The 17746-nt window shown below is 65.3% G+C and carries 15 protein-coding genes; 4 read left to right on the plus strand and 11 right to left on the minus strand.

Translation table 11 applies throughout. The annotated features are described in order from the left end of the window. Positions 1-94 precede the first annotated feature (94 nt). The 10 genes from YUA_RS48685 to sdhC form a co-directional block, all read right to left on the minus strand. Complete coding sequence (locus YUA_RS48685) at positions 95-2326, minus strand: OmpA family protein (protein ID WP_084292863.1); 2232 nt, start codon at positions 2324-2326, stop codon at positions 95-97. 171 nt (positions 2327-2497) lie between these two features. Further along, entirely contained in the window at positions 2498-2740 is a 243-nt protein-coding gene (locus YUA_RS0125570; protein ID WP_027533253.1) for a hypothetical protein, read from the minus strand. A gap of 71 nt (positions 2741-2811) precedes the next feature. Beyond that, entirely contained in the window at positions 2812-3198 is a 387-nt protein-coding gene (locus YUA_RS0125575; RefSeq protein WP_027533254.1) for a VOC family protein, read from the minus strand. A 21-nt stretch (positions 3199-3219) separates the two neighbouring features. Beyond that, positions 3220-4044: an FkbM family methyltransferase gene (locus YUA_RS0125580; RefSeq protein ID WP_027533255.1), complete on the minus strand. Its 825-nt coding sequence runs from the start codon at positions 4042-4044 to the stop codon at positions 3220-3222. Between the two features lie 265 nt (positions 4045-4309). Beyond that, positions 4310-6256, minus strand: coding sequence for an ABC transporter ATP-binding protein/permease (locus tag YUA_RS0125585; RefSeq protein ID WP_027533256.1), 1947 nt, complete (start codon positions 6254-6256; stop codon positions 4310-4312). 53 nt (positions 6257-6309) lie between these two features. Further along, entirely contained in the window at positions 6310-8463 is a 2154-nt protein-coding gene (locus YUA_RS0125590; protein WP_027533257.1) for a hybrid sensor histidine kinase/response regulator, read from the minus strand. 190 nt (positions 8464-8653) lie between these two features. After that, entirely contained in the window at positions 8654-9436 is a 783-nt protein-coding gene (locus YUA_RS0125595; protein ID WP_027533258.1) for a succinate dehydrogenase iron-sulfur subunit, read from the minus strand. 42 nt (positions 9437-9478) lie between these two features. Further along, positions 9479-11329 (minus strand): succinate dehydrogenase flavoprotein subunit, encoded by a 1851-nt coding sequence (gene sdhA, locus YUA_RS0125600; RefSeq protein WP_027533259.1) that lies wholly within the window; start codon positions 11327-11329, stop codon positions 9479-9481. Positions 11330-11332: 3 nt separating this feature from the next. Continuing rightward, the gene (sdhD, locus tag YUA_RS0125605; protein WP_027533260.1) at positions 11333-11737 is read right to left on the minus strand and encodes a succinate dehydrogenase, hydrophobic membrane anchor protein; all 405 of its coding nucleotides are present in this window, start codon (positions 11735-11737) and stop codon (positions 11333-11335) included. Further along, complete coding sequence (gene sdhC / locus YUA_RS0125610; RefSeq protein WP_027533261.1) at positions 11734-12132, minus strand: succinate dehydrogenase, cytochrome b556 subunit; 399 nt, start codon at positions 12130-12132, stop codon at positions 11734-11736. The genes sdhD and sdhC overlap by 4 nt, the downstream gene beginning before the upstream one ends. Before the next feature lie 509 nt (positions 12133-12641). Here sdhC and YUA_RS0125620 point away from each other — a divergent pair. Beyond that, entirely contained in the window at positions 12642-13502 is an 861-nt protein-coding gene (locus tag YUA_RS0125620; RefSeq protein WP_027533263.1) for a sulfite exporter TauE/SafE family protein, read from the plus strand. A 117-nt stretch (positions 13503-13619) separates the two neighbouring features. Here YUA_RS0125620 and YUA_RS0125625 read toward each other — a convergent pair whose 3' ends face one another. Further along, positions 13620-15149 (minus strand): malonyl-CoA synthase, encoded by a 1530-nt coding sequence (locus YUA_RS0125625; protein ID WP_027533264.1) that lies wholly within the window; start codon positions 15147-15149, stop codon positions 13620-13622. Positions 15150-15243: 94 nt separating this feature from the next. Here YUA_RS0125625 and YUA_RS0125630 point away from each other — a divergent pair, with 94 nt between their 5' ends. From YUA_RS0125630 to YUA_RS0125640, 3 genes are all read left to right on the plus strand, one after another. Then, positions 15244-16005: an SDR family oxidoreductase gene (locus tag YUA_RS0125630; RefSeq protein WP_027533265.1), complete on the plus strand. Its 762-nt coding sequence runs from the start codon at positions 15244-15246 to the stop codon at positions 16003-16005. Positions 16006-16381: 376 nt separating this feature from the next. Continuing rightward, positions 16382-16936, plus strand: coding sequence for a fasciclin domain-containing protein (locus tag YUA_RS0125635; protein WP_027533266.1), 555 nt, complete (start codon positions 16382-16384; stop codon positions 16934-16936). A 176-nt stretch (positions 16937-17112) separates the two neighbouring features. Beyond that, complete coding sequence (locus YUA_RS0125640) at positions 17113-17742, plus strand: cytochrome b/b6 domain-containing protein (RefSeq protein WP_027533267.1); 630 nt, start codon at positions 17113-17115, stop codon at positions 17740-17742. Positions 17743-17746: the final 4 nt, after the last annotated feature.

The following is a 17746-nucleotide window of genomic DNA, read 5'->3' on the forward strand; positions in this document are numbered from 1 at the left end:
GACAGTTTGGATTGCTTCGTCGCAAGTGCTCCTCGCAATGACCAAAATAAAATGGCCGGGATCGCTCCCGGCCATTTTGCATTTGTGCTTCGCCTCAGCGCGGCGGCGTGGTGCCGGGCGGGGGCGGCGGCAGCGAGGCCTGCCCGCCGTTGAGCAGCGGCGTGATGCGACGCACGGTGACGCGCCGGTTGATGCGACTCGGGCCGTCGGTCTGCTCCTTGAGGTATTGCTTGCCGTAGCCCTGCGACGTCAGGTTCTCCGCCGGCACACCGAACTGCTGGGTCAGCAATTCGGCTGCGGACTGCGCGCGGCGATCCGACAGCGACAGATTGTCGACGTCGTTGCCGACCGCGTCGGTGTGTCCCTCGATCAGGAACACCTCGCGCGGGTTGCGCTGGATCGCACGGTTGAGGCCGTCGGCAATCGCCTGCAGCCGCGCCGCCTGGTCCGGCGGGATGACCCACGATCCGGTTTCGAAGTTGATCGTGTTGACGTCGATGCTCGGCATCGCCATGCGGACGTTCGGCGAGTAGCGAATCTCGTCGAGCGAATAGCGCCGTTCAATCCGTTGGACCGGCGGTGCCTCCATGGTCTCGTAGATCACGTCCGGCGTCGCTTCCTGGGCATCGACGATGTAGCGATCGTAGGGAATGTTCACGACCGGCGGCGGCACGTCGACATAGAAGCCGCCGACCGCGCGCGGATCGCGATAGCTGTTGTCGATAATGACGAGCTCCTGCCCGCGGGGGTCCCTGCGGATTCGACGCAGCAGCGAGCCGTCCGGACCGACCACGGTGATCACCTCGCTGCCATCAGGGCGGATCACGACGGTGCGGGTTTCGCCGCCGACGGTTTCGGTGCGGATGTCACGGGCGCCATAGCGGAAGCGATAGAGATCGTTGCCACGGACATATTCCTGCCCGCCCGGGTCGCGGATGATGATGCGATCCGGCTCGGTGTAGACGGTGCGGCCGCCTTCAACGACCTCCTGCCGCTGATTGCGGTAGTCGGCGATGGTGGCGCCGATCACGGCACCGGCGACCACGCCCGCGCCGATCGCAAGTGGCGTCAGGTCACGCTGCTGTGGACGCGGCGCCGGCGGCAAGGGTGCTGCGACCGTCGGCGCGGCGCGGAAGGCCGGCGCAACGGTCGGCGGCGCGTATTGCGCCTTGTCGGGCGGCGGTGCCGCAGCCGGCGTGGCAGGGACGACACTCGGTGCGGCGGCGCCGGGCGGCGGAGCCGGAGGACGCGGCGCGGCACCCGCCTGTGGTGCCGCAGGCGGAGTTCCGGCAGCCGGCGCGCCGGCGGGCGGCGTCCCACCCTGACGTCCGGGCGGCGGCGTCACCGCGCCGCCGGGAGCCGGCGTTGTTGTCGGGGCCGGGATGGTACCTGGGGCCGGTGTTCCCGCCGGAGGAGCGCCGGGACGTCCGGGCGGCGTCGTCGGGGTGCCACCTGGCGCCGGGGTGGCGCCTGGAGCCGGTGTTCCTGCAGCCGGAGGGGCACCAGGACGTCCGGACGGCGTCGTCGGGGTGCCACCCGGGGCCGGCGTGGCTCCTGGAGCCGGTGACCCTGCAGCCGGGGGAGCGCCGGGGCGTCCGGGCGGCGTGGTGCCAGGCGCTGACGTCGCGGAGGGCGTGGGTGTGGTTGTCGGGGCAGCAGGTGTCGTGGCCGGGCGAGCTGCCGGTGCTGCGGGCGACGGAGTGGGCGTTGCGGTCGGAGCGGGCGTCGCCGCCGGCGCAGGCCGTGCCGCAGAAGGTGGCGTGGCTGCAGCAGGCGGAGGTGGCGGAGGAGTCGGACGCGCCGGTGCTGCCGCGGGCGGTGGCGGAGTCGGTGTCGGTGCGTGCTGCTGCGGGGCCGCTGCAGGAGGCGGCGGCGGTGTCGGTGCATGTTGCTGCGGAGCCGCGGCCGGAGGCGGCGTCGGCGCCTTGGGTGCAGCAGGCGGCGGCGGGGGCGGCGGAGGAGCCTGACGGGTCGCGGGCGGCGGAGCCGGCGGGGGTGGCGGCGTCGGACGTGCCGGCGCGGCAGCCGGCGGGGGTGCAGCGGGCGGATGCGGCGGTGCAGCCGCAGGCGGCGGAGCGGCCGGTGCCTTGGGTGCAGCAGGCGGCGGCGGAGGCGGCGCTGCCGGACGTGCGGCGGGCGGCGGTCCCTTTGGGGCTTCCTTTGGGGCTTCCTTGGGAGGCTGCTTCGGTTTTCCGTCAGGGCCCAGTTCTGGTTGGGCCTGCGCCACCACGAGCGGCGGCGCGCTTTGCGCATGCGATGCGGAGCTTGCGAATTGCATCGCGGTCAGAGCCGTCGTGGCAAGCAGCACGAAGCGAAGATTGGTCATGTCGTGAAATTCCCCGGAAGGTTCTTTGACGAAGTGAAGTCGGGTGATGAACAGCTACGCGTTAGGCCGGATTGTGGCGGGCAAAGACATTGCGTCGCGATTTATTTCTGCATGCAGATCATGTCACACGAACAACGTTCATTGCGCATTCAGGCCCAGCTTGCAATCGCATCACATGCGACCCTGCGACGAATTGGCATCCGTCGCGGGACTCGGCGCGAGCGGACCGTTCGGTCCGCGCGACGGAATCTCTTCAGGCATGCGACCCGGCAATTCATCGGGCCGCGGTGATTCGCCAGGCTCGTGCACCGGCGGCGTGATTTCAGGCTGCGGATTGCCCGGCGGAATTCCGGGCGGCGGCTCGGTCGGCGTGCCGGGTGTCGATGGCGGTATCTCGGGCGGTTCAATCGGCATCGGCATCATCGAGATCAGTTGTCAGGAGAACGACAACGATGATGCCGGGCCGATGTTCCCGTTGCGCCGCGCTATTCCTGTGCGTGACAGACCGCCTCGATGTTGTGGCCGTCGGGGTCCAGCACGAAGGCGCCATAATAGTTGGCGTGATAGTGCGGGCGAAGGCCGGGCGGCCCGTTGTCGCGGCCACCTGCGGCCATCGCAGCCTTGTAGAACGCGTCGACCGTCGCGCGGTCTTTCGCGAGAATCGCGACATGCACCGGCTTGTTCATTGCGCCCTCGCCGCCGATCCAGAAATCCGGCTTGCCGTCGGCGCCGAAGCCGGCTGCTGCGGCGTGGCCGGTCTGCTCCTCCGTCACTTCCATGATCAGGGTGTAATCGAGCGGCGCCAGTGCCTTGGCGTAGAACGCCTTCGCGGCCTCATAGTCGGAGACGGAGAGGCCCAAATGATCAATCATCGCTACCTCCGTGGTTCGCTATCAGCGTGACAGGAACGTATTGCTTCGTGTCTTGCGCGCAATCGCAAAACCGCGCGTGACCATGTCGGCGATACAATCCTGCTGCCATTCGTTTTGTGACAGATGTTCGATCACGACCGCGCGCGGCCACAGCGATGGCGTCGCGTCGCGGAAGAAGCCGATCAGCACGCGGTCCTCGAAACCCTCGACATCGATCTTGAGCGAGTCAACCTGCGTGACGCCGGCCTCTTCAAGGATGCGCGTGAGGCGCAGCGACGGCACCTTGATCGCATCACGGCTGGCCGTGCCGGTGACGACATGCGTGGCGCCGAGATTGCCGCCGCCGCTCTCGATCATCAGCTCGCCGTCGCTGTCGCCCGCGGCGGCCTGCACCAGGCGCACCTGCGTTGTCTTCGATGCGGCGTGGTTGAACGAGAGCCGTCCGAACGTCAGCGGATGCGGCTCGATCGCGACCACCTTGCCGGCGGTCCCGATATGCCGCGCCATCACCAGCGCAAAGGTGCCCACATTGGCGCCGACATCGACGAACGTGCCGCCGGCTGGCGTGTGCTGGCGCAGGAAATCGAGCTCGTCGAGATTGTAGTCGGGGTTGAACAGCGCGCCGCGTTCGGTCGCGCTGCCCTGGTGATAGAAGCGGAACGAGGCGCCCTGATACTGAACGTCGACCGGGCCGCCGCGCAGCAGATTGACCAGCCGCGACATCCAGGGCCGGAACGCGCCGCGCTTCAGCCCCGATCCTTGCGCGAGGCGAATGATCGCGGCCTGCGCTGCGTTCGGCGCAAACGCGCCGAACGGCGCGGATGAAAGGGCGTTGTCGGGCGTCAAGCAGGATATCCTCGTTGCAGGCGGCGCATGCATAGCCGGTTTTGCCGGGGACTCCAATCTCGGTGTCGTCCCGGGACGCGAAGCGAGCCACAATCTCGGTGTCGTCCCGGACAAGCGTCAGCGCAGCTCCGGGACCCATAATCACTGGCCGTGGTTATGACGCGAGATGCCCACGCCAAGGCTTCGCCAAACTTCTCTCTGCGGGTATGGGTCCCGGATCGGCGCGCGCCTGAGAGCGCGCTTGTCCGGGACGACGGTGAGAGTACTACGCCGCCTTCTTCCGCTGCGTCAGGAATCGCCCGAGCAATCTTCGTTTGCTCTTGCGCGGGATCAGGTCGATGTCGCTGACGAGTCTGGCGCCGCCCTTGCGGCGCTCCAGCACGATCTTGCGGCTGTGAAAGGCCTCCAGCTCGACACGATGTCCGACGCTGACGATGGTTGCCTTCGGCAGCTCGTCGGTGACCATCTTCATCATCTTGTCCTGGCTCTTCTCGTCGAGCGCGGAAGTCGCTTCATCGAGCACGACGATATCAGGACTGTGCAGCAACAGCCGCGCGAAGGCGAGGCGCTGCTTCTCGCCGCCCGATAGCGTCTGGTCCCAGGGTCCCTCCTCCTCGATCTTCTCCTTGAGATGACCGAGGCCGACCTTGTGCAGGGCCTCGCCGATCTCCTCGACGGTCCAGTCGTCCTCGGCGCCGGGATAGGCGACCGCGCGGCGCAAGCTGCCGGACGGCACATAGGGCCGCTGCGGCAGCATGAACAGCCGCCGGTCGGGATGGAAATTGACGCTGCCGCCGCCCCATGGCCACAGGCCCGCGATGGCGCGCACCAGCGTGCTCTTGCCGGTGCCGGATTCGCCGGCGACCAGCAGCCGCTCGCCGGGCTCGATCGCCACCTCGGTCTCACCGACCACGGCGGTGCCGTCGTCGAGCGTGACGGAAAGGTCGTTCAGCTCCAGCACCGTCTCGTTGCTGGTTTCGCCGCGCTTGATGCGGCCGAGGCCGTCGCCCTGCTCGGCGCGCTCGAGGCCGTCGAGCGACATCATCAGCGAGGCGATGCGGCGGGCGCAGGCGTTCCAGTCGGCGAGCCGCGGATAATTATCGACCAGCCAGCCGAACGCGCTCTGCACGATGGTGAAGGCGGAGGCCGCCTGCATCACCTGTCCGAGCGTCATGCTGCCGTCGAGGAATTTTGGCGCGCAGAGCAAGAGAGGAACCACGGGAGCAACAAGGTTCGAGCCCTGCGACACCAGCGTGGTGCGCATATGTTGGCCGGCTAGGCGCGCCCATTGCCTGAGCACGCTGGTAAAATTGCGGTCGATGCCGCCGCGTTCTTCTTCCTCGCCGCCAAGCAGCGCGATGCTTTCGCCGTTCTCGCGCACGCGCGTCAGCGTGTAGCGGAAATCGGCTTCAGCCTGGTTCTTGTCCTCGGAGACCTGCACGAATTGACGGCCGATCACCAGGATCGAGCCCGAAGCGATGGCGGCATAGAGCATCGCGGCGATCACGAGGAAGCCGGGAATGGTGATGGTCGATCCGCCAAGCGTGATGGCGAGCGCGCCGCCGATGGTCCAGAGCACGACAATGAAGGTCGCGGCCGACAGCAGGGCGGAGGTCACGCCGGCCAGAAAATCAACCGGCGAGTCCGTTGCGACGCGCAAATCCTCGGCGATCCGGTATTCCGGATTCTTGTGGTCGCCGCCGACGAGGTTGAGCTGGTAATAGCGCCCGTTCTTGAGCCACCGCGTCAGCACGCTGTTGGTGAGCCAGGCGCGCCAGCGCCGCTGGATGCCCATGCGCGCAAACACCTGCGTCACGCCGAGCACAATGCTGCCGATCGCGAGTGGGAAGAACACCGCCGAGAGGTGGAAGACGCTCGCCGCATCGCGCTTCTCGATGGCGTCGAAGATCGCGCGATTCCAGACATTGATGCCGTATTGGAAGCCGATGGTGAGGACGATCAGCACGACGAGACCGATCGAGAACGGCCAGGCAAGACGGTCGCCGTTGCGGCCCCAGAAGCCGCGCGCGCTGATCCAGAAACGGGTGAGGAGATAATCCTTGCGCGCCTGCTCGATCTCTTCGGGCGAGAGCTCAGGGTCGGGCTCGAGCACTTCGGGCGGCGGCGGCTCGATCTCGTCGTCGGCCTCACCCTTGATGTCGACAATGGACGGCTTCTTGCCCCGTTCGCGCTTTGCGGCTCGCTTCTCCATGGCCGGATAACGAAAGAGAAATCAACCGGTTCCCTCAGGTTCCCGCGTACCGCTCACTCCGCGGCGCCGTCGCGCACCCGCTTCAGCCGCGCAGCGTGATGCAGGACCCGCGACAGCTCCTCAATCGAATAGGGCTTTTGCACGAGCTCGAAGCCGGCGACGCCGCCCTGGGACAGGGCGTGGCTGTATCCGGTGGTCAGCACGATCGGCACGCCGATACCGCGATCGCGGATCGCCTGCGCGAGGTCGAGCCCGGTCATCCCGGGCATGACGACGTCGGAGAACACGACGTCGAAACGATCGGCGTCGCCAACCAGCTCGGTGAGGGCGTCGGTGGCGTTGTCGACCAGCGTGATGCTGTAGCCGAGCTCGGTCAGCCCGTCGGCGGCGAAATTGCCGAGCTCGATATTGTCCTCGACGACCAGCACCGACATGCCGCTGCCGGCGACGGCAGGTGCCGTGGTCGGCGCCTGGCTCCGGGGCAGGAGGGCTGCAGGCACGCGCGGCAGATAGAGCGAGAAGGTGCTGCCCTGGCCGACTTTGCTCATGACCGTCACCTCGCCGCCGGATTGCCGGGCGAACCCGAACACCTGCGACAGGCCGAGACCGGTGCCCTGGCCGACCTGCTTGGTGGTGAAGAAGGGCTCGAAGATACGTCCCAATTGTGCAGCGGGAATGCCGATGCCGCTATCGCTGACGGTGACGCAGACGAAGCCAAGATTTTTCAAGGTCTGACTTCCCGAGAGATGCGCGAGCGTGTCCGGAACGGTCGTCGCCGCCTGCACCGTGAAGGCGATCCGGCCCTTGCCCTGCATGGCGTCGCGCGCGTTGGTCGCCATGTTGATGATGGCCGTCTCGAACTGGCCGGCATCGGCATTGACGAGGCAGGGCTCGGTCGGCAGCTGCGTGACGATCTCGATCGCAGGTCCGAGCAGCGTTGCGAGCATGTCGCGCACCGACTGCATGCGATCGCCGATGTCGAACACTTCGGGCTTCAAGGTCTGGCGCCGCGCAAAGGCCAGCAGCTGCGAGGTCAGCTTGGCCGCGCGCGCGACCGACTCCGCGATCGCCGTGATGTAGCGCTGCCGCCGCTCCTCGCTCAGTTGCGGGCGGTTCAAGAGGTCGACGGACGCGCGGATCACGGTCAGGAGGTTGTTGAAGTCGTGCGCGACGCCGCCGGTGAGCTGGCCCAGCGCCTCGAGCCGCTGGCTGTGCTTGAGCGCCTCCTCGGCCTCGCGCCGTTTTGCAGCCTCGGTCTGGAGATGCTGGGTGCGCCGGAAGGCGAAGGCCAGCAGGATGAACAGCAGCGCGGTCGCGGGCACGCCGAACACCAGATGCTGGCTCATGGTGGCGAGCCAGCGTGCGCGGATCGCCGACGTTTCGAGGCCGGCGCTGACATAAATCGGATATTCGGCGACGCGCCGGTAGCCGATGCGCCGCTCGATCCCGTCCGAGGGCCAGGCGACGGTCATGAGCCCGCGATCGGGATGGGTTGCGATGCGCCGGCCGACCGGACCGCTGGGGTCTATCCGGAAATCGCGATCGAGCCGCGGGAAATGCGTCAGCAGCACGCCGTCGGCGCGGCCCATCGCAAAGAAGCTGCCGGGATCGGTGCCGATCCTGGCGTAAAAACTCTCGAAATATTCCGGCAGCACGGACGCCTGGAGCACGCCGGTGAAGCTGCCGTCGTCGGAAGAGCGGCGGCGGCTGACGCCGAAGAAGCGCGCGCCCTGGTAGGGAGGCCGCGGCGTTAGCGAGGCGCCGATGAAGGTGCCGATGCTCTGGTCAACATGGGCGTAGAAATAATCGCGGTCCGCAAAGCTCTGATCCGGCGGCGGCGACACCAGACTGTTGACCAGCGGTTTTCCGTTCGTGTCGAAGATCCAAGCCGATTTGAGCTGCGGCAGCGCGTCGGTCAGCTGCTTCAGGCGCCGGTGCAGCGCAGGTTCCCGAGACCGGATAATGTCGTCGGGGAGGTCGCGCACGACTTCGTTGATCTCGGCCAGGCTGCGATCGATGGTCTCGAACACCTTGAGCGCGTGCTCATGCGCGACATCGAGCGTGCGCTCGATCTCGCGGTCGGCGATGTCGTGCGTCGAATTGTAGGAGATCGTGGAAGCGATGGCGAACAGCGCAATCGGCAGCGCCAGGGATGCAGCCATCATCCACTGCAAGAGTCTCAGCGAATTGCGTTGCGCGCCCTGCACGGTCGCTCCGGTCCCCCGACGGAGAGCTTACTTGAATTTTACGCTTTGAAGGAAGCGGCTTGTGATGGGAACCGGAGGTTGTGGTCCGTCGATTCGCGCGCGGCGCGGGATGGGGTCAATTTTACCCAAAATGACCCCGATCGTAGAATGCCCCGGCCGTCTCGGCCGGGGGCTACAGCGTGAGCAGCGCCTAGATCTGACGCTCGACCATCTTGAGCTTGAGCTCGGCGATGGCTTCGGCCGGGTTCAGGCCCTTCGGGCAGGCCTTGGCGCAGTTCATGATGGTGTGGCAGCGGTAGAGCCGGAACGGATCCTCGAGATTGTCGAGCCGCTCGCCGGTGGCCTCGTCGCGCGAATCAGACACCCAGCGGTTGGCCTGGAGCAGCGCGGCGGGACCGAGATAGCGGTCGCTGTTCCACCAATAGCTCGGGCACGAGGTCGAGCAACAGGCGCACAGGATGCACTCGTAGAGGCCGTCGAGCTTCTCGCGGTCCTCGTGGCTCTGGCGCCATTCCTTCTGCGGCGTCGGCGAGGTCGTCTTCAGCCACGGCTCGACCGAGGCGTACTGCGCGTAGAAATTGGTCAGATCGGGGACGAGATCCTTCACCACCGGCTGGTGCGGCAGCGGATTGATCTTCACCGCGCCGTCCTTCACGTCGTGCATCGAGCGGGTGCAGGCCAGCGTGTTCTGGCCGTCGATGTTCATGGCGCAGGAGCCGCAGACGCCTTCGCGGCAGGAGCGGCGGAACGTCAGCGACGGGTCGATGTGGTTCTTGATCCAGATCAGGCCGTCCAGGACCATCGGACCGCAATCATTGGTGTCGACATAATAGGTGTCAACGCTCGGATTCTTGCCGTCGTCCGGATTCCAGCGATAGACGCGGAATTCGCGAACGTCGGTCGCGCCCGCGGGCTTCGGCCAGGTCTTGCCGCCGGTGATCTTGGAGTTCTTCGGAAGTGCGAATTCAACCATTTCGATAAGGCTTTCGCTGTTCGCTCAGTACACGCGCGCCGTTTAGTACACGCGAGCTTTGGGCGGGATGTACTGCACGTCGTTGGTCATGGTGTAGTCGTGAACCGGGCGGTACTCGATCTTGACCTTGCCGTTGTCGTCCAGCCAGGCCAGCGTGTGCTTCATCCAGTTCTTGTCGTCGCGCGCGGAGAAGTCCTCGCGGGCATGCGCGCCGCGGCTCTCGGTGCGGTTGGCGGCCGAATTCATCGTCACCACCGCCTGCGAGATCAGATTGTCGAATTCGAGCGTCTCGACCAGATCCGAATTCCACACCAGCGAGCGGTCGGACACGGCGATGTCGGTGATGCCGCTGTGGACCTTCTCGATCAGGTTCTGGCCTTCGCTCAGGATGTCGCCGGTGCGGAACACCGCGCAATTGTTCTGCATCACGTGCTGCATGCCTTCGCGCAGTTTTGCGGTCGGCGTGCCGCCGGAAGCGTAGCGGTAATGGTCGAGGCGGCCGAGCGCGAGATCAGACGAGTTCGCCGGCAGCTCGGGCTGCTTGGCGTTCGGCGTCAGCTTCTCGGCGAGACGCAGCGCTGCAGCGCGGCCGAAGACGACGAGGTCGATCAGCGAGTTGGAGCCGAGGCGGTTGGCGCCATGCACGGACACGCACGCGGCTTCGCCGATCGCCATCAGGCCGGGGATGATGGCGTTGTCGTCGCCATCCTTCTTGGTCAGCACTTCGCCGTGATAGTTCGTCGGGATGCCGCCCATGTTGTAGTGCACGGTCGGCACGATCGGGATCGGCTCGCGCGTCACGTCGACATTGGCGAAGATCTTCGCGGATTCGGAGATGCCCGGCAGGCGCTCGGCGAGCACAGCGGGATCGAGATGGTCGAGATGAAGGAAGATGTGGTCCTTCTTCTTGCCGACGCCGCGCCCCTCCCGGATCTCGATGGTCATCGCGCGCGAGACGACGTCGCGCGAGGCGAGGTCCTTCGCCGACGGCGCGTAGCGTTCCATGAAGCGCTCGCCCTCGGAGTTGACGAGATAGCCGCCTTCGCCGCGCGCGCCTTCGGTGACGAGACAGCCCGACCCGTAAATGCCGGTTGGGTGGAATTGCACGAACTCCATGTCCTGCATCGGCAGGCCGGCGCGCAGCACCATGCCGCCGCCGTCGCCGGTGCAGGTGTGCGCTGAGGTGCAGGACGCATAGGCGCGGCCGTAGCCGCCGGTCGCGAGAATCACGGTCTGGGCGCGGAAGCGATGCAGCGTGCCGTCGTCCAGCTTGAGCGCGATGACGCCGCGGCAGGTGCCCTGGTCGTCCATGATCAAATCGATGGCAAAGAACTCGATGAAGAACTCGGCCGCGTGGCGCAGCGACTGGCCGTACATCGTGTGCAGCATGGCGTGGCCGGTGCGGTCGGCGGCGGCGCAAGTGCGCTGTGCCTGCCCCTTGCCGTAGTCCATGGTCATGCCGCCGAACGGACGCTGGTAGATCTTGCCGTCCTCGGTGCGCGAGAACGGCACGCCCCAATGCTCGAGCTCGTAGACCGCCTCGGGCGCGTTGCGCACCATGTATTCGATCGCGTCCTGGTCGCCGAGCCAGTCCGACCCCTTCACGGTGTCGTACATGTGCCAGCGCCAATCGTCCTTGTGCATGTTGCCGAGCGAAGCCGAGATGCCGCCCTGCGCCGCGACCGTGTGCGAGCGGGTCGGAAACACCTTGGTGATACAGGCGGTGCGAAGACCGGCTTCGCTGCAGCCGACCACGGCGCGCAGACCCGCGCCACCGGCGCCGACCACGACGACGTCATAGGTGTGGTCTTCGATCGGATAGGCTTTGCCGTTGGTGGCGGGAGCGCCGTTGCCCTTGCCATTCGTCTCTGTGGCCGAGGTTCCGGTAACCATGGGTTACACTCCGGAGGAAAGTTGGAGAATCGCGTAGATCGAGGCGAGCGCAACCGCGGCCGCGAAGAAATTGTTGAGCATGATTGAAACGAGCTTCAGCTTCTCGTTGTGGACGTAATCCTCGATCACGACCTGCATGCCGATCTTCATGTGCCAGGCGCTGGCGATGATAAAGAGCAGCATGATGATGGCGACCGGCAGCGAGCCGAGGATCTGCTTGGCGCCGGCCTGGTTGCGGCCGAGCAGCATCATGATAATGACCAGCACCGGGATCATCAGCAGCGTCATCGCCACCGCCGTGAGGCGCTGGCGCCAGAAGTCGGACGTGCCGGAATGCGCGGCGCCCAGATTGCGGACGCGGCCGAGCGGGGTGCGCATGCTGCGCTTCGCGGTATCGGCTGCGCTCATCGTCCACCCCCGGTCGCGTAGGCGATGATCCAGATCAGCACCGTCAGCGCGATGCCGCCGATCAGTGCGCCCCAGGTCAGGGCCTCGCGCTCATTGGCCTTGAAGCCGTAGCCGAGGTCCCACACGAAGTGCCGGATGCCGCTCAGCATATGGTGCATCAGCGCCCAGGTGTAGCCGAACACGATCAGCCGGCCGATGATGCTGCCGGTGAAGGCTTGGACATGGCCATAGGCGGCAGGGCCGGAGGCCGCCGCAACCAGCCACCAGGCCAGCAGCAGAGTTCCGGCGTAGAGGGCAATACCGGTGGCGCGGTGGACGATGGACAGCGCCATCGTCAGCGTCCAGCGGTAGACTTGCATGTGTGGGGAAAGCGGTCGTTCGATCCGTGCGGTCATGGGCTTTTGATGTTTATGGCGGCCCAGTAGCGGGCACGCGGGGATCGCGAAAGGTCGGCTCTATTTACGGAGTCGATTTGGCCTGCGCAATCACCAATTCGACATAAATCGAACCGTAGTTCAGCTCTACGGCGTTGATGCAACAAGCCAATCGGGGGCTTGGTATACCAGAGCAATGGTGCACCGACCAAGGAGAGAATATTAATTCATCTTTTGTGGCGACTGGCGAGGCGCATTGAAATCACTATTGGAACGGCTCCAAGCCACCGATCGGCCGCTACGGTTCGAACCAGTCAGTTCATGACGTCCAAGGCAGCGCCGCTGGGCGATGCGCCCGTTCCAATTTCCGCTTTGCGCATCGATTTTCCGTCAGGCGGCGGATATGCGCACCTTGCATTCCACCCCAGCCGGGAGGCGCGGCGTGTCGACCACGCAAATCAGATCGCCTACAGCTTGCTGCGCAGCTCATTCCGAACGGACGAATCGGAGAGTTTGCGCGGCAGGTCCGGGTGATTGCAGGTCTTGATATCAAGGAGCTTGTCGAGCTCGCACTGCTGCTGATCGCAGTCGGCGCGCTCTCGGGATTCCTCGCCGGTGTGTTCGGCATCGGCGGCGGCGCAATTCTCGTGCCGGTGTTTTACGAATGCTTCCGCATCGCCGGCGTGCCGCTGGAAGTGCGCATGCCGCTTTGCGTCGGCACTTCGCTCGCGGTGATCATCCCGACCTCGATCCGTTCGTTCCAGGCGCATTACAAGCGCGGCGCCGTCGACCTGACGATCCTGCGCGTGTGGTGGCTTCCAATTCTGATCGGCGTCGTCCTCGGCAGCGTCATCGCGCGCTATGCGCCGGAGCGGCTGTTCAAGATCGTCTTCGTCGCCGTCGCCTATTCCGCGGCGGTGCGCCTGATCTTCGCGCGCGAAGGGTGGAAGCTCGGTGACGATCTGCCGAAGGGCCCATTGATGCGCGTCTACGGCTTCTGCGTCGGCATTCTCTCGACGCTGATGGGCATCGGCGGCGGATTGTTCTCGAACCTGCTGATGACCTTCTACGGCCGTCCGATCCATCAAGCAGTGGCGACCTCGTCGGCGCTCGCGGTGCTGATCTCGATCCCCGGCGCGCTCGGCTACATCTATGCCGGCTGGCCGGCGGCCGCGACCTATCCGTCCGTTGCAGCGCTGCAGATCCCGTTCGCGCTCGGTTACGTCTCACTGATCGGCGCCGTGCTGGTGATGCCGATGAGCCTGGTTACCGCGCCGCTCGGTGTAACAGCCGCGCATGCGATGTCGAAGCGCACCCTCGAAGTGGCATTCGGCTGTTATCTGTTCATCGTCGGCAGCAGGTTCGTGATGAGCCTGTTGGGCGGCCAGTAGCGGCCACAAACTCCGTCATTGCGAGCGAAGCGAAGCAATCCAGAATCTCCGCGGAGGCAGCCTGGATTGCTTCGTCGCAAGGGCTCCTCGCAATGACGGAGCGAGAGAGCGGCGCCCCTATTTCTTCGCGTAGATGTCCTTGTACGTATCGCGCAGCACGTTCTTTTGCACCTTGCCCATGGTGTTGCGCGGCAGCTCGTCGACGACGAAGACGCGCTTGGGCATCTTGAATTTTGCGAGCCGGCCATCGAGCGCCTTCAGCACTGCGGCTTCGCTGACATCCGCACCCTTGTTGCAAACCAGCACCGCCGTGACGCCCTCGCCGAAATCGGCATGCGGCACGCCGATCACGGCGGATTCGATCACACCGGGCATGGCGTCGATCTCGCTCTCGATTTCCTTCGGATAGACGTTGAATCCGCCGGAGATCACGAGATCCTTGCCGCGGCCGAGGATGTGGACGTAGCCCTTGTCGTCGATCTTGCCGAGGTCGCCGGTGATGAAGAAACCGTCGGGCCGGAATTCCGACTTGGTTTTCTCCGGCATGCGCCAATAGCCCTTGAAGACGTTCGGGCCCTTGACCTCGATCATGCCGATCTCCTCGCGCGGCAGCTCCTTGCCGGTCTCGGGCTCGGTCACCCGCACGGAGACGCCTGGCAAGGGAAAGCCGACCGCGCCGGGCACGCGCTCGCCGTCGTACGGGTTCGACGTGTTCATGTTGGTTTCGGTCATGCCGTAGCGCTCGAGCACCGCGTGCCCGGTGCGCGCCGACCATTCGCGATGGGTCTCGGCTAGCAGCGGCGCCGAGCCCGAGATGAACAGCCGCATATGCTTCGTCGTCTCGCGCGACAGCGCGGGATTTTGCAGAAGCCGCGTGTAGAACGTCGGCACGCCCATCAGCACGGTGGCGCGGGCCATCAGCTTGATGATCAGATCCGGGTCGAGCTTCGGCAGGAAGATCATCGACGCCCGCGCAAACAGCGTCACGTTGGTCGCCACGAACAGGCCGTGGGTGTGGTAGATCGGCAGCGCGTGGATCAGCACGTCCTTGTCGGTGAAGCGCCAGTAGTCGACCAGCGAGAGCGAGTTCGACGCGAGATTGTCATGCGTCAGCATCGCACCCTTGGAGCGGCCGGTGGTGCCCGACGTGTAGAGGATCGCCGCGAGATCGTCGTTTTCGCGCGGGACCGTCGTGAATTCGCTGCTGGCCTTCTCTGCGGCTTCCGTCAGCGAGCCCTTGCCGTCAGGCCCGAGCGTCTCGACCTTGGCCTTCACCTTGGCGGCGATCGGGGCGAGGCCTTCGGCCTTGGAGGGATCGCAGACCACCAGCGACGGCTCGGCGTCGCCGATGAAGTAGTCGAGCTCATTCAGCGTATAGGCGGTGTTGAGCGGCAGGTAGACCGCGCCGGCCCGCACCGTGCCGAGATAGAGCACGATGTTCGCCACCGATTTCTCGACCTGCACCGCGACACGGTCGCCCGGCTTTACGCCGCACGCCACCAGCGCATTCGCCATCTGCCCGGCCCGCGCGATCAGATCGCCATAGCTGATATGGCCGCCGTCCTGCGTCTCGATCGCGAGGCGGCTGGGATCGTCGAGGCCGTCGAACAGGCGGGAAAACAGATTGGCGTTGGCTGCTTGGTTCATGCAAGATTTCCTCGACCGCAAGGCAACAAGGCCGGTCAAAACCGAGGGCTGGATTAGCAAAAACCGCCCCAATGAAGCAACGGAGACAGTTTGCATGGCCAAAAATGGGAAACGCGTGGCCTGGGTCACGGGCGGCGGCAGCGGGATCGGGGAGGCCGGCGCCGAGGCGCTCGCGGCCGACGGCTGGATCGTCGTGGTCTCCGGCCGCCGCAAGGACGCCCTGGAGACCGTGGTTGCGAAGATCGCCAAGGCCGGCGGAGCCACCGAGGCGCTCGCGCTGGACGTGTCAAACGCCACTGAGGCCCAGAAGGCGGCCGATCACATCGTCGCCAAGCATGGCCGGATCGACCTGCTCGTGAACAATGCCGGCATCAATGTCCCCAAGCGCAGCTGGAAGGACATGGAACTGGACGGCTGGGACAGGCTGGTCCAGGTCAACCTCAACGGCGTGCTCTATTGCATGCGCGCGGTGCTGCCGACGATGCGCAAGCAGCAGGACGGCTCGATCATCAACGTCTCGTCCTGGGCCGGCCGCCATGTCTCGAAGATGCCGGGCCCGGCCTACACCACCACCAAGCATGCGGTGCTGGCGCTGACCCATTCCTTCAACATGGACGAATGCGTCAATGGCTTGCGCGCCTGCTGCCTGATGCCGGGCGAGGTGGCGACTCCGATCCTGAAGCTGCGCCCGGTGGTGCCGAGCGAGGAGGAGCAGGCGAAGATGCTGCAGCCGGAAGATCTCGGCCGCACCATCGCGTTCATCGCCAGCATGCCGCCGCGCGTCTGCATCAACGAGCTCCTGATCAGCCCGACGCATAATCGCGGGTTTATTCAGACGCCGCACAACAGGGATTGAGGCGAAGCACGCGCCACACTGGTCGTCCCGGCGAAGGCCGGGACCCATAACCACAGGGAGTAGTTTGGCGAAGACTCGTGATGGCCTGTCTCGCGCTACAACTGCTTCTGAGGAGTATGGGTCCTGGCCCCCCGCGCGCAATTGCGCGCTAGGCCGGGACGACAGCAGAGCGTGCGGCACGCTCGCGTCACTCCACGTACATGCCTCAACATAGTTTCACGCATCACGATAAATTATTGTTCGAAACCCCCTCGCGAACCGTCCCGTAGTTCGGATCAACGACGCGCCGCTGTCTCACGTCAAACTGTCGCAGCCGCCGTTGTTACCAACGCAAACGCCGGCCATTGCCGGTCACAATCCAAACGGGAGTTTCTCCATGTCGAAGCGCATCGCCTATCTCACTGCTACAGCCTTCAGCGCGCTGGCCATCACCGCGACCGTCATTGCGCCCGCCCGTGCCGAGGAAAGGACCGTCATGGTCGGCGGCGCCGCGATGTTCCCGTCGAAGAACATCGTCCAGAACGCGGTCAACTCGAAGGACCACACCACGCTGGTGGCGGCGGTGAAGGCGGCCGGCCTGGTGCCGACGCTGGAAGGCAAGGGCCCGTTCACGGTGTTCGCGCCGACCAATGCCGCCTTCGGCAAGCTGCCGGCCGGCACCGTCGACACCCTGGTCAAGCCTGAGAACAAGGCGACCCTGACCAAGATTCTCACCTACCATGTCGTGGCCGGCAAGCTCGAGGCCTCCGACCTCACCGACGGCAAGAAGCTCAAGACCGTCGAGGGCGAGGAACTCACGGTGAAGAAGCAGGACGGCAAGGTCTGGATCGTCGATGCCAAGGGCGGCACCTCGATGGTGACGATCTCCAACGTCAACCAGTCCAACGGCGTGATCCATGTGGTCGATACCGTGCTGATGCCGGCGACCTAACCCCGCGCAACCCTGTTTCATCTCCCTGAGCAGGGATGAACGGCAAGGCGAGCCGGGGCTACCTCCGGCTCGCCTTATTGTGAGAAGCTGCACGCCAGATTCGCGAAAACGCCGATGTAACGAAGCTGGAGCGGCTGGCGTATAATCCTCAACGCGATCTACAGGACGGAACCACCATGTCGACCCTGGCCACGACCGACGAGCACATCAGCGCCACCCGGGCCAAAACGATCCAGCCGGTCTGGGTCCGCGTGATGCACTGGACCAACGCTGTCGCCATGATCCTGATGATCATGTCGGGCTGGCAGATCTACAACGCCTCGCCACTCTTCGACTTCCGGTTCTCGCACGACATCACGCTCGGCGGCTGGCTCGGCGGCGCGCTGCTCTGGCACTTTGCCGCGATGTGGCTGCTGATGATCAACGGCCTCGCCTATCTGATCGCGGGTTTCGTATCCGGCCGCTTCCGGAAAAAGCTGCTGCCGATCACGCCGGCGGGCGTGCTCCACGACGTCAGGGCGGCGCTCACTTTCAAGCTCAGCCACGACGATCTCAGCGTCTACAATTACGTGCAGCGCACGCTCTATGCCGGTATCATCGTGGTCGGCGTGCTGATCGTGCTGTCGGGCCTGTCGATCTGGAAACCGGTGCAACTCTACTATCTGGTGGCGTTGTTCGGCGATTATCCGACCGCGCGCTACGTGCATTTCTTCTGCATGGCCGCGATCTGCGCCTTCCTCGTCGTCCACGTTGCGCTCGCGCTGCTGGTGCCGAAGAGCCTGCGCGCCATGATCATCGGCCGTTGAGAGG

This window comes from Bradyrhizobium sp. WSM3983 (genome assembly GCF_000473045.1).
Taxonomy (GTDB): domain Bacteria; phylum Pseudomonadota; class Alphaproteobacteria; order Rhizobiales; family Xanthobacteraceae; genus Bradyrhizobium.